At 68.0% G+C, this 11,982-nt stretch carries 12 protein-coding genes; 11 read left to right on the top strand and 1 reads right to left on the bottom strand.

Translation table 11 applies throughout. The features are described from left to right. The first annotated feature begins 50 nt into the window (after window positions 1–50). The 11 genes from AB4Y75_RS14330 to secG all read left to right on the top strand — a co-directional run bounded on the left by AB4Y75_RS14330 (window position 51) and on the right by secG (window position 11,028). The gene (locus tag AB4Y75_RS14330) at window positions 51–845 is read left to right on the top strand and encodes an HAD hydrolase-like protein (RefSeq protein ID WP_441436550.1); all 795 of its coding nucleotides are present in this window, start codon (window positions 51–53) and stop codon (window positions 843–845) included. After that, window positions 832–1,500 carry a lysophospholipid acyltransferase family protein gene (locus AB4Y75_RS14325; protein WP_441436549.1) on the top strand — a complete coding sequence of 223 codons (669 nt, stop codon included), beginning with the start codon at window positions 832–834 and terminating at the stop codon, window positions 1,498–1,500. Before AB4Y75_RS14330 ends, AB4Y75_RS14325 begins: the two co-directional genes overlap by 14 nt. 20 nt (window positions 1,501–1,520) lie before the next feature. Then, on the top strand, window positions 1,521–3,530 hold the full coding sequence (gene uvrC / locus AB4Y75_RS14320; protein ID WP_441436548.1) for an excinuclease ABC subunit UvrC: 2,010 nt from the start codon (window positions 1,521–1,523) through the stop codon (window positions 3,528–3,530). Window positions 3,531–3,616: 86 nt separating this feature from the next. Further along, entirely contained in the window at window positions 3,617–4,537 is a 921-nt protein-coding gene (gene rapZ, locus AB4Y75_RS14315; protein ID WP_441436547.1) for an RNase adapter RapZ, read from the top strand. Next, window positions 4,537–5,553, top strand: coding sequence for a gluconeogenesis factor YvcK family protein (locus AB4Y75_RS14310; RefSeq protein WP_441436546.1), 1,017 nt, complete (start codon window positions 4,537–4,539; stop codon window positions 5,551–5,553). Before rapZ ends, AB4Y75_RS14310 begins: the two co-directional genes overlap by 1 nt. A gap of 8 nt (window positions 5,554–5,561) precedes the next feature. Continuing rightward, on the top strand, window positions 5,562–6,542 hold the full coding sequence (whiA, locus tag AB4Y75_RS14305) for a DNA-binding protein WhiA (RefSeq protein WP_278268939.1): 981 nt from the start codon (window positions 5,562–5,564) through the stop codon (window positions 6,540–6,542). A 159-nt stretch (window positions 6,543–6,701) separates the two neighbouring features. Next, the gene (locus AB4Y75_RS14300) at window positions 6,702–7,328 is read left to right on the top strand and encodes a superoxide dismutase (protein WP_441436545.1); all 627 of its coding nucleotides are present in this window, start codon (window positions 6,702–6,704) and stop codon (window positions 7,326–7,328) included. Between the two features lie 274 nt (window positions 7,329–7,602). Then, window positions 7,603–8,613, top strand: a complete 1,011-nt coding sequence (gene gap, locus AB4Y75_RS14295) for a type I glyceraldehyde-3-phosphate dehydrogenase (protein WP_441436544.1) — start codon at window positions 7,603–7,605, stop codon at window positions 8,611–8,613. 10 nt (window positions 8,614–8,623) lie between these two features. Continuing rightward, on the top strand, window positions 8,624–9,850 hold the full coding sequence (locus AB4Y75_RS14290) for a phosphoglycerate kinase (protein WP_441436543.1): 1,227 nt from the start codon (window positions 8,624–8,626) through the stop codon (window positions 9,848–9,850). An 82-nt stretch (window positions 9,851–9,932) separates the two neighbouring features. Beyond that, complete coding sequence (tpiA, locus tag AB4Y75_RS14285; RefSeq protein ID WP_441436542.1) at window positions 9,933–10,733, top strand: triose-phosphate isomerase; 801 nt, start codon at window positions 9,933–9,935, stop codon at window positions 10,731–10,733. A gap of 40 nt (window positions 10,734–10,773) precedes the next feature. Then, entirely contained in the window at window positions 10,774–11,028 is a 255-nt protein-coding gene (secG, locus tag AB4Y75_RS14280; protein WP_066212811.1) for a preprotein translocase subunit SecG, read from the top strand. Window positions 11,029–11,163: 135 nt separating this feature from the next. Here secG and pgl read toward each other — a convergent pair whose 3' ends face one another. Then, window positions 11,164–11,982 (bottom strand): 6-phosphogluconolactonase, encoded by an 819-nt coding sequence (gene pgl, locus AB4Y75_RS14275; protein WP_441436541.1) that lies wholly within the window; start codon window positions 11,980–11,982, stop codon window positions 11,164–11,166.

Below are 11,982 nucleotides of genomic sequence, written 5' to 3'. Positions count from 1 at the left end.
CGGTGCATGGGTGTTTTCTGTCCGCGCGCCCGGCATGAGAAACTACCTCGGTGACTCTCGCTCAAGCTGCCGTGCTCTTCGACCTGGACGGGACCCTCGTCGATCCCGCGGGTGGGATCACCGGGGGAATCGCCTCGGCACTTCAGGAGGCCGGTCTTCCCGTCCCGTCCGATCAGGCCCTCGAAGCGATGGTCGGCCCCCGGCTGAGCCACGCTCTGCAGGAATTCGCCGGCGTCCCCGCACACCGGGTGGAGGAGGTCATCGGGCTGTATCGCAGGCACTACCGTTCCACGGGGATGGCGGCCAGCCGGGTGTACCCCGGCATCCGCGACCTCCTGGTGGAACTCCGCGCACGCGGCTACGCCCTGGCGGTGGCCACCCAGAAGCCACGCACTCTGGCACGGGATCTCCTGGCGCAGCACGGACTCCTGGAGTCCTTCGACGCCGTTCAGGGGTCTTCGGACGATGAAACCGCTCAGGCGCCCGGACAGGGTGTGCCCCTGGGCAAACAGCAGATCATCGCGGCCGCGCTCCAGGACCTCGGCGCCCCGGCGTCGGCGGTGATGGTGGGCGACCGGTATCAGGACGTCGAGGGTGCGCTGGCCAACGGCCTGCCGTGCATCGGCGTCGCCTGGGGTTTCGCCGTCGAGGATGAACTGGAGAACGCGGGGGCGGTCTCGGTGGTCGAGTCCGCCGAAGAGTTGCTCAGCGGACTGCCCGGCCCTGCCGGTGCACAGCCGGGCGTGCTTCGGCCGGCCGGGCGGGAGGCGGTGGCCACGGTGGCCGCCGTCGGGGGAGCAGTGGTTGATGGAGCAGCGGAGGAAGAAGACCATGGCCGTATTTGACGCAGTTCGCTTCACCACCCGGACCCTCATCAAGGGCACCTGCCGCCCGACGGTCATCGGTCTCGAGAACGTTCCGACGGACGGCCCCTTCATCGTCGCCCCGAATCACCTCTCGTTCTTCGACAGTGTGATCGTCCAGGCCCTGATGCCGCGGCCGGTGGCCTTCTTCGCCAAGGCGGAGTACTTCACCGGGACCGGAGTGAAGGGCAAGGCCATGAAGGCGTTCTTCGAATCCGTGGGGTCGATCCCCGTCGAGCGCGGTGAGCAGGCGGCGAGTGTTCAGGCACTCAAAACGCTCCTGGACATCCTGGAGAACGGCAACGGCGTGGGCATCTACCCGGAGGGAACCCGGTCCCGGGACGGACTGCTGTACCGCGGCCGGACCGGTGTGGGCTGGCTCGCGCTGACCACCGGCGCCCCCGTGGTGCCCGTCGGTCTGATCGGCACGGACAAGCTCCAGCCGGCCGGCAAGAACACGCTCAAGCCACAGCACTTCACCATGGTGGTGGGCGAACCCCTCTATTTCGAGAAGACGGGGCCGGACCACTCGCTTCCCGCCCGGCGGCAGGCCACCGATCGCATCATGGATGCCATCGCGGCACTGAGCGGTCAGGAACGGGCCAGCGGCTACAACCAGGTGCGCACCAGCGAGTGATCTAGAGAAGCGGAGGAGCCATGGCGGATCCGGCCAGCTACCGGCCCAGGACGGGGGAGATCCCCACCGAGCCCGGGGTCTACCGCTTCCGTGACCAGCACGGGCGGGTCATCTACGTGGGCAAGGCGAAGAGCCTCCGGTCACGTCTGAACTCGTATTTCGCCAACCCCGCCGGCCTGACGCCGAAGACCTATGCGATGGTTCACGCCGCCTCGAGCGTCGAGTGGACCGTGGTGGGCAGTGAACTCGAATCCCTCCAGCTGGAATACACCTGGATCAAGGAGTTCAAGCCGCGCTACAACGTCGTGTTCCGGGACGACAAGAGCTACCCCTACCTCGCCGTGACCCTGGGGGAGAAGTTCCCGCGGGTTCAGGTGATGCGGGGCGAGCGGCGGAAGGGCACCAAGTACTTCGGCCCCTACACGGCCGGGGCCATCCGGGAGACCATGGACACGCTGCTGCGCGTCTTCCCGGTCAGAAGCTGCAGTGCCGGGGTGTTCCGGCGTGCCGAAGCCAGTGGCCGGCCGTGCCTGCTGGGTTACATCGACAAGTGCTCCGCGCCGTGTGTGGGGCGGATCAGCGAAGAGGACCACCGCGCCCTCGCCGAGGACTTCTGCTCCTTCATGGGCGGGGAGGCCGGCCGTTTCCTCCGGCGCCTGGAGCGGGACATGAAGGACGCCGTCGCGGAACTCAACTACGAGCAGGCCGCGCGGATCCGTGACGACATCGCCGCCATGCGCAAGGTCTTCGAACGCAATGCCGTGGTCCTCGCGGACACCACGGACGCGGACCTCTTCGCGATCCATGAAGACGAACTCGAAGCCTCGGTGCAGGTGTTCCGTGTCCGCGGTGGCCGGATCCGGTCCCAGCAGGGCTGGGTGGTGGAAAAGGTCGAGGACACCACGCCCGCGGACCTCGTGGAGCACCTGCTGCAGCAGGCCTACGGCGAGGAGGCCGGCAACACGGACCGGATCCCGCGCGAGGTGCTCGTCCCGGTGCTGCCGCCCGAGCCGGCCCAGCTGGCGGAGTGGCTGAGCGGCCTGCGGGGGAGCCGTGTCGACGTCCGCGTGCCTCAGCGCGGCGACAAGGCCCAGCTCATGGAGACCGTCAGGACGAACGCCGAGCAGGCTCTCAAGCTGCACAAGACCCGCAGGGCCGGGGACATCACCACCCGTTCGCTCGCCATCCAGGAGCTCCAGGAGGCCCTGGAACTGGACGAACCGCCGCTGCGCATCGAGTGCTTCGACATCTCTCATGTCCAGGGGACCAACGTCGTGGGCTCGATGGTCGTGGTGGAGGACGGCCTGCCGCGCAAGAGCGAGTACCGGAAGTTCACCATCACGGGCGCCGCCGCGCATGATGACACCGCCGCCATGGATGACGTCCTCACCCGCCGTTTCCGGGCTTACCTGCGGGACCGCGTCCACGTGCCGGAGACGATCGGCCGGGTCGACGACGGCGGCGCGGAAGCCGCGGAACCAGCCGCCGCGGCGCCGGAGGAGGCAGTCCTCGGCGCGCCCCCGCAGCCCGGCAAGTTCGCGTACCCGCCGAACCTCGTCGTCGTCGACGGCGGCAAGCCTCAGGTGGCCGCGGCGCAGCGTGCGCTGGACGCGCTCGGGATCACCGAGGTGCGGGTGGTCGGGCTGGCGAAGCGGCTCGAAGAGGTGTGGCTGCCGGACAGCGATTTCCCGGTCATCCTGCCGCGCGCGTCCCAGGGCCTCTACCTGCTGCAGCGGATCCGTGACGAGGCGCACCGCTTCGCCATCACCTTCCACCGGCAGCGCCGCGGCAAGGCCATGACCGCCTCGGCCCTGGACGGTGTCCCGGGGCTCGGGGAGAGCAAGCGGAAGGCCTTGCTGTCCCACTTCGGCTCGGTCAAGAAGATGCGCGCCGCCACGGTCGAGGAGCTGTGCGAGGTCAAGGGGATCGGCACCGTTCTCGCCACCGCGATCCATGCTCACCTCACCCGGGCGAGTGCCGACGAGGTCCCCGCCGTGAACTACACCACCGGCGAAATCCTGGAGCCCTGAGCGTCAGGAAAGTTCGCTAGGCTTGAGGCAGCCGCGTCGCCTGGCCGGCGGTGCCGCCCGCACTGATCCAAGGAGCAGGAAACCCCATGTCGGACGCAGAAGTGACCAGTCCCGCCGCAGAGGGCGCGGGCTCGGCCCAGGAGCACATCGCCGAGCTGCTGATCATCACCGGCATGTCCGGGGCGGGTCGCAGCACGGCCGCGGATGCTCTGGAGGACCACGGCTGGTACGTGGTGGACAACATCCCGCCGAAGATGCTCAACATGCTGACGGAGATCGTCTCCCACGCCGGACCGGCGATCCCGAAGCTCGCCGCCGTCGTCGATCTGCGCAGCAAGGGTCTTTCCGCGAACATCCTGGAATCCCTCAACAACCTTTCGGCCAGCGGCATCAAATACCAGGTCCTCTTCCTGGACGCCTCGGACGAGGTCCTGGTGCGCCGCTTCGAACAGGGGCGCCGTCCGCATCCGCTGCAGAACGGCGGCCGGATCCTGGACGGCATCGCCGCCGAGCGCGAACTGCTGAAGGACCTCCGCCACAAGGCGGACATCGTGCTGGACACGTCGTCGCTGAATGTGCACGGCCTCGCCAGTGCCGTGACGGACCTCTTCACCGATTCCGGACCCGTGGTCCTGCGGCTCAACGTCATGAGCTTCGGCTTCAAGTACGGCCTGCCCGTCGACGCCAACTACGTGGCCGATGTGCGTTTCCTGCCGAACCCGCACTGGATCCCCGAGCTGCGTCCGCACACGGGCCAGGACGAGGATGTCCGCGACTACGTCCTGGCCGCGTCCGGCGCCGAGGAATTCCTGGACAGCTACGTCAAAGCCTTGGAGCCGGTTCTGGCCGGATACCGCCGGGAGAACAAGCATTACGCCACGATCGCCGTGGGCTGCACTGGCGGCAAGCACCGGTCCGTGGCCATGTCCGAGGAACTCTCCAAGCGCCTCGCGCAGCTGCCCAATGTCACGGTCAACACGAGCCACCGAGACCTGGGACGCGAGTAGTGACGATCTTCACCGGCCAGCTTCCGCTGGTCCCGCCGGGCGGACGTGCCGCCGCGCAGGACGGCGCGGGGCCGTCCGTGGTGGCGCTCGGTGGCGGACACGGGCTCTCCGCCACGCTCAGCGCGCTGCGGCTGCTCACCACGTCGCTGACGGCGGTGGTGACGGTGGCCGACGACGGCGGCTCGTCCGGCCGCCTGCGCCAGGACTTCGGTGTCCTTCCGCCCGGCGACCTGCGCATGGCGCTGGCGGCGCTCTGCGATGACACGGACTGGGGACGCACCTGGCGTGACGTCATGCAGCACCGGTTCCGCGGCCGCCCCGGGGGCAGCGGTGCGCTCGACGAGCATGCCATGGGCAATCTCCTGATCATCACGCTCTGGGAGCTGCTGGGCAACCCGGTGGACGGGCTCAAATGGGCCGGTGCGCTGCTGGGCGCCCGTGGCCAGGTGCTGCCGATGTCCACGGTGCCTCTCACGATCGAAGGCGAGGCGAAGGTGCCCGGCGACGATGGTGAGACCGGCACGCGCACCATCCGCGGTCAGGCGCAGTGTGCCGTCGCGGGGGAGCTGGAGAACGTCAGGCTGATCCCGCAGGACGCCCCGGCGTGCGCCGAGGCCCTGAGCGCCATCGAACTCGCGGACTGGGTGGTCCTGGGCCCCGGGTCCTGGTACACCTCGGTGCTGCCGCATCTGCTGCTGCCGGAGATGCGTTCGGCGCTGGCGAGCACGCCGGCCCGGAGGGCCCTGGCCATGAATCTCACCACTGAGACCCAGGAGACGGTGGGCATGAGCGCCGCCGACCACCTGCGGGTGCTGCGTGAGTACGCCCCGGAGGTCGGTTTCGACGTCGTGATCGCGGACCCGGATTCCGTGGGGGACCGGGAGGCTTTCATCGCGGAGGCCGGCCGCCTGGGGGCCGAGGTTCATCTGGCCACCGTGCGGAGCCCCCGTTCCGCGGCGGTGCACGATCCGCTGCGGCTGGCCACCGCCTACCACGAAGTTTTCAACAGGAAATAGGAGCACGTGTGGCGCTGACCGCATCCGTCAAGGAAGAACTGTCCCGGCTGGACGTGAAGAAGGTCTCCGAGCGTAAGGCCGAGGTGTCCGCTCTGCTGCGCTTCGCCGGGGGACTGCACATCATCTCGGGCCGGATCGTGATCGAGGCCGAGGTGGACCTCGCCGCCACCGCACGCCGGCTGCGGGCCGCCATCTTCGAGGTGTACGGCCATCAGAGTGAGATCATCGTGGTGTCCGGGGGCGGACTGCGCCGGGGCTCGCGGTACGTGGTGCGCGTGGTGGTGGACGGTGAATCGCTGGCTCGCCAGACGGGCCTGCTGGATTCGCGCGGACGCCCCGTGCGCGGCCTGCCGCCCGTCGTCGTGAATGGATCCGCGGCGGATGCCGAGGCCGTCTGGCGCGGGGCCTTCCTGGCCCACGGATCCCTCACCGAGCCGGGCCGGTCCTCCGCCTTGGAGATCACCTGCCCGGGCCCGGAGGCGGCTCTGGCTCTGGTGGGCGCCGCCCGGCGCCTGGGGCTGGCGGCCAAGGCGCGCGAGGTGCGCGGCGTGGACCGTGTGGTCATCCGCGACGGCGACACGATCGCGGCACTGCTCACCCGGATGGGCGCGCACGACGCGCTCATGGTCTGGGAGGAGCGCCGCATGCGCAAGGAGGTGCGTGCCACGGCGAACCGCCTGGCCAACTTCGACGACGCGAATCTCCGCCGCTCGGCGCAGGCCGCCGTGGCCGCCGGGGCACGTGTGGAGCGCGCCCTCCACATCCTGGGGGAAGACGTGCCGGATCACCTCAAGTACGCTGGTGAACTGAGGGTGGCCCATAAGAACGCGAGTCTTGACGAGCTCGGCCGGCTGGCTGATCCGCCCATGACGAAGGACGCGATCGCGGGCCGCATCCGGCGCCTGCTGGCCATGGCCGACAAGCGCGCCGCCGAACTCGGCATTCCGAGTACGGAGGCGAATGTGACTGCCGAAATGCTGGACGAATAGACAAAAGCCCTGGTCGTCACATGAAGTAGTGCGTGGAATGCCCTGAGCGGACGCGGTGTTGTGCCAGCCAGGGGCCATGCCTCACAGATTTCCGGGGAGCGATTCCCGGATTGACAACAAGTCAACACAGGACCCACGTCCTAACGTTTGGAGGAATCAGTGTCTGAGTACGTACTCCCGGAACTGGGCTACGACTACGCGGCGCTCGAGCCGTACATCTCGGCTCGCATCATGGAGCTGCACCACGATAAGCACCACGCTGCCTACGTCGCAGGGGCCAATGCCGCACTGGCCGGCCTTGCCGAAGCCCGTGAGAAGAACGACTTCGCCAACATCAACCGACTCTCCAAGGATCTGGCTTTCCACACCGGTGGCCACATCAACCACTCCGTCTTCTGGAAGAACCTCTCCCCGGACGGTGGCGACAAGCCCGAAGGTGAGCTGGCCGCCGCGATCGATGACGCCTTCGGCTCCTTCGACGCGTTCCGCGCACAGTTCACCGCTGCGGCCCTCGCCCTGCAGGGTTCCGGCTGGGCCTTCCTGGCGTACGAGCCCATCGGTGGCAACCTCCTGATCGAGCAGCTCTACGATCAGCAGGGCAACGTCGCCGTCGGCACCACCCCGCTGCTCATGCTGGACATGTGGGAGCACGCCTTCTACCTGGACTACGTGAACGTGAAGGCCGACTACGTCAAGGCGTTCTGGAACATCATCAACTGGGCCGATGTGGCCGAGCGCTTCGAGGCCGCCCGCAACGGCGCCTCCAAGCTGATCACCCTTTCCTGATCACCCTGGGAATCAAGCCCCGTCCGGTCTTCCGGGCGGGGCTTTTCCGCGCCGTAATATAGCTCACTTTTGCCGCGAGCTCCGCGCGGTCACTTGCCCCCGGCACCCGCATTAAACGTAAGATAGATCACGGAAGGCCTCGTGCCTTCAGCAACGTGGCTGCGAGTCCTTTCACAACGGTAATTCTCTCTGCCCAATGGCGTGCGGGGTCTGTATGTCGGACCTGGTCCGACTCGATACGTGCGTCGTCGTGGCGCATGAAGGAGATTGCACAGTGACCACCCGTATTGGCATCAACGGCTTCGGCCGTATCGGCCGTAACTTCTTCCGTGCAGCCCTCGCGCAGGGTGCGGACCTGGAAATCGTCGCCGTCAACGACCTGACCAGCCCGGAAACCCTGGCTCACCTGCTCAAGTACGATTCGGTCACTGGCCGTCTGGGCGTCTCCGTCGAGGTTCAGGACGGCGACCTGGTGGTGGACGGCAAGCACATCAAGGTGCTCGCCGAGCGCGATCCCGCCAACCTGCCCTGGGGCGAGCTGGGCGTGGACATCGTGATCGAGTCCACCGGTTTCTTCACCAAGGCCGCAGACGCGAAGAAGCACATCGAGGCCGGCGCCAAGAAGGTTCTGATCTCCGCTCCCGCCACGGATGAGGACATCACGATCGTCATGGGCGTGAATGATGAGCTCTACAACACGGATGAGCACAACATCATCTCCAACGCCTCCTGCACCACCAACTGCCTCGGCCCGCTGGCCAAGGCCATCAACGACGCCTTCGGCATCGAGCGTGGTCTCATGACCACCATCCACGCCTACACCGCCGACCAGAACCTGCAGGACGGTCCCCACAAGGATCTGCGTCGCGCCCGCGCCGCCGCGATCAACATGGTCCCGACCTCCACGGGTGCCGCCAAGGCCATCGGCCTGGTCCTGCCGGAGCTCAAGGGCAAGCTGGACGGCTACGCCGTTCGCGTCCCGGTCCCGACCGGCTCCGCCACGGACCTGACCGCCACGCTGTCCCGCGAGGTCACCGTGGAAGAGGTCAACGCCGCGGTGAAGGCAGCAGCCGAGTCCGGTCCGCTCAAGGGCTACCTGACCTACACCGAGGACCCCATCGTGTCCTCGGACATCGTCACCGACCCGGCCTCCTCGATCTTCGACGCCGGCCTCACCAAGGTGATCGGCAACCAGGTCAAGGTCGTCTCCTGGTATGACAACGAGTGGGGCTACTCCAACCGTCTTGTCGACCTCACCGAGCTGGTCGCCTCCAAGCTGGGCTAAGCTCTAAATCATGACGTCTCACACCCTCAACGAGCTCCTCGCTGAAGGTGTCCGCGGGCGGCACGTTCTGGTCCGAAGTGACCTGAACGTGCCGCTCGACGGCTCTTCAGTGACAGACGACGGCCGCATCCGCGCCTCTCTCCCGGTCATCCAGAAGCTGGTCGACGGCGGCGCCCGCGTCCTCGTCTCCGCTCACCTCGGCCGCCCCAAGGGCGCGCCCGAGGAGAAGTACTCCCTCAAGCCGGCCGTGGACCGTCTGGCCGAGCTGGCCGGCTTCCCGGTCAGCCTCGCCGCGGACACCGTGGGCGCCTCCGCGCAGGAGCTGTCCGCGAAGCTGGCGGACGGCGAGGTCCTGGTGCTGGAGAACGTGCGCTTCGACCCGCGCGAAACCAGCAAGGACGACGCCGAACGTGCGGCCTTCGCCCGTGAACTCGCCGCATTGACGGGCGAGAACGGCGCGTACGTGGACGACGCCTTCGGCGCCGTGCACCGCAAGCACGCCAGTGTCTACGACATCGCCACCATCCTCCCGTCCTACCAGGGTGACCTGGTCAGGACCGAGGTGGAGGTCCTGCAGAAGCTCACCGTGTCCCCGGAGCGCCCCTACGTGGTGGTTCTGGGCGGTTCCAAGGTTTCGGACAAACTGGCCGTGATCGACAACCTCATCGGGAAGGCCGACACGCTCCTGGTGGGCGGCGGCATGCTCTTCACGTTCCTGGCGGCCGCCGGGCACAAGGTCGGGTCCAGCCTCCTGGAGGAGGATCAGATCCCCGTGGTCCAGGACTACCTGGCCCGTGCCCAGGCCGCCGGCAGCCGCTTCGTGGTCCCGACCGACGTCGTGGTGGCCAGCCGCTTCGCCGCGGACGCCGAGCATGAAGTGGTCCCCGCGAGTGCCATCGAGGAGAGTGCCTTCGGCGCCTCCGGCATCGGCCTGGACATCGGACCGGACACTGCGGCGGCCTTCGCGGAGCACATCCGCGGTGCGAAGACCGTCTTCTGGAACGGCCCCATGGGCGTCTTCGAGTTCGAAGCGTTCGCGCAGGGCACCCGGGCGATCGCTCAGGCCCTGACCGAGACCGACGGCTTCACTGTGGTGGGCGGCGGCGACTCCGCAGCCGCCGTGCGCACCCTCGGATTCGCCGACGATCAGTTCGGCCACATCTCCACCGGCGGCGGTGCGAGCCTGGAATACCTTGAAGGCAAGGAACTTCCCGGCCTGAGCGTCCTGGACCGCTGAGAACACGGAAAGGCCGCGGCGCCGCGCCGCGGCCTTTCCGTTCCCACCCACTTCATTCCCCTCGACTGTCACGGAGGCCATTGTGACCACCACCCCCGAGCGCACTCCGCTCATCGCCGGCAACTGGAAGATGAACATGGACCACCTGCAGGGCATCGCGCTCCTGCAGAAGCTGGCCTGGACCCTGGAGGACGCCAAGCACGACTACCAGCGCGTCGAGGTCGCCGTGTTCCCGCCGTTCACCGATCTGCGCGGTGTGCAGACCCTCGTGCAGGGTGACGATCTGGACATCGCCTACGGTGGACAGGACCTCTCGCAGTACGACTCTGGCGCCTACACCGGCGACATCTCCGGGGACTTCCTCAACAAGCTGGGCTGCCGCTACGTCCTGGTGGGTCACAGTGAGCGCCGCACCATCCACGGCGAGAGCGACGAGGTCCTGAACGCCAAGGTGCAGGCCGCCTACCGTCATTCCCTGATCCCGGTGCTCTGTGTCGGTGAGGGCCTGGAGATCCGCCAGGCCGGCACCCACGTGGAGCACACGCTGACCCAGCTCCGCGCCGACGTCGCGGGTCTCAGCGCCGAGCAGGCCGCTCAGCTCGTGGTGGCCTATGAGCCCGTCTGGGCCATCGGCACCGGCGAGGTCGCCGGCCCGGAGGACGCTCAGGAGATGTGCCAGGCGATCCGCGCGGAGCTTACCGAGCTCTTCGGCGCCGAGGTGGCCGACAAGACCCGGCTGCTCTACGGCGGTTCGGTGAAGGCCGCGAACGCCGCTGCGATCCTCGGACAGGCCGACGTGGACGGCGTGTTGGTGGGCGGCGCGAGCCTGGACGCAGCTGAGTTTGCTAACATTGTCAGGTTCGAGGAGCACGCCGGCGCCTAGCCGGCAGCGCTTCTCACCTCATCGACGCAGAAAGGCCGTTGTGGGCGTTCTCCAAGTCATCCTGCAGATCCTCCTGGGAGTGACGAGCTTCCTCCTCACTCTCCTGATCCTCCTGCACAAGGGCCGCGGTGGCGGTCTGTCCGACATGTTCGGGGGCGGCATGACTTCCGGGCTGAACTCCTCCGGTGTCGCCGAGCGGAACCTCAATCGCTTCACCGTGATCCTGGGTGTCACCTGGGCCGTGGTGATCATCGGCCTGGGCCTCATCATGAAGTTCAACGGCGCAGCCAGCTGATCGGTCGCAGCGACTCGGAAGGCCCCCGGCGGAAACGCCGGGGGCCTTCGTCGTTCACAGGAACTCCGTTCACGGGTACGACGAAGGGGTGGGGAGCCGTTGCTCCCCACCCCTTCGTCGTCGCGGCGCTTCCGGTCAGAGACCGCGCGGTTCCTTGTGCACCAGGTTCTCGGGAACCTTGGCGGCGGCGGCCTCATCGATCAGCCACAGGGTGCGGTTGCGTCCCCGGGGACCGGCTGCCGGCACCTGCACGGTCCCCGCGCCGGCCAGGGCGAGCCCGACGGCGCCGGCCTTGTCCTCGCCGGCGACGACCATCCAGACCTCGTCGGCGGTGTTGATGGCCGGAAGGGTCAGCGAGATCCGCTGCGGCGGAGGCTTGGGGGAGTCCTGGACTCCCACCACCAGGGCCTCCTTCTCCCGGATACCGGCCATCTCGGGGAAGAGGGACGCGATGTGCGCATCGGGTCCCACACCCAGGAGCAGGACGTCGAAACGGGGCAGGGGCGCGGGAACATCCGGGCGCTGATCCGAATAGTCGGCCGCATGCTCGGCGGCGGCCGCTTCCGCGAGCCGTCGCGCATAGTCGGCCGCGGCGTCGTCCACCGAGGCGAACTCATCCGAGGAGCCCGGGACGTGCACGCGCGCGGGATCGAGGTCAAGGCTGTCCAGAAGGGCCGTCTGAGCCTGGACGGCATTGCGGTCCGCATCCTCGGAGCCGACGAAACGCTCGTCGCCCCACCAGAAGTTGACCCGGCGCCAGTTGACGGCCGGCGCGGCCGCGGACTCGGCGACGGCGCGCAGGGTGCCGATCCCCACGGTTCCACCGGTGAGCACCACCGTGGCCTCACCGAACCGGTCCTGGGCATCGACCAGCTTGGTGACCAGACGTGCGGCGATGGCCGCCATCAGGACCTGCGAGTCGGGATGGACGCTCACCCGTGGTTCGTGGGTCAT

Origin of the sequence: Arthrobacter sp. RAF14, assembly GCF_052114185.1 — a bacterium.
GTDB lineage: Bacteria > Actinomycetota > Actinomycetes > Actinomycetales > Micrococcaceae > Arthrobacter_E.
The sequence above is the reverse complement of the archived record's forward strand: the minus strand, read 5'-3'. Positions and strand labels throughout refer to the sequence as shown.

What these genes read in the sequence shown, in the direction of transcription:
- AB4Y75_RS14325 (WP_441436549.1), top strand. Translation starts at nt 832, where the DNA reads ATGGCCGTATTTGACGCAGTTCGCTTCACCACCCGGACCCTCATCAAG.
- uvrC (WP_441436548.1), top strand. Translation starts at nt 1,521, where the DNA reads ATGGCGGATCCGGCCAGCTACCGGCCCAGGACGGGGGAGATCCCCACC.
- rapZ (WP_441436547.1), top strand. Translation starts at nt 3,617, where the DNA reads ATGTCGGACGCAGAAGTGACCAGTCCCGCCGCAGAGGGCGCGGGCTCG.
- AB4Y75_RS14290 (WP_441436543.1), top strand. Translation starts at nt 8,624, where the DNA reads ATGACGTCTCACACCCTCAACGAGCTCCTCGCTGAAGGTGTCCGCGGG.
- pgl (WP_441436541.1), bottom strand. Translation starts at nt 11,982, where the DNA reads ATGACCCACGAACCACGGGTGAGCGTCCATCCCGACTCGCAGGTCCTG.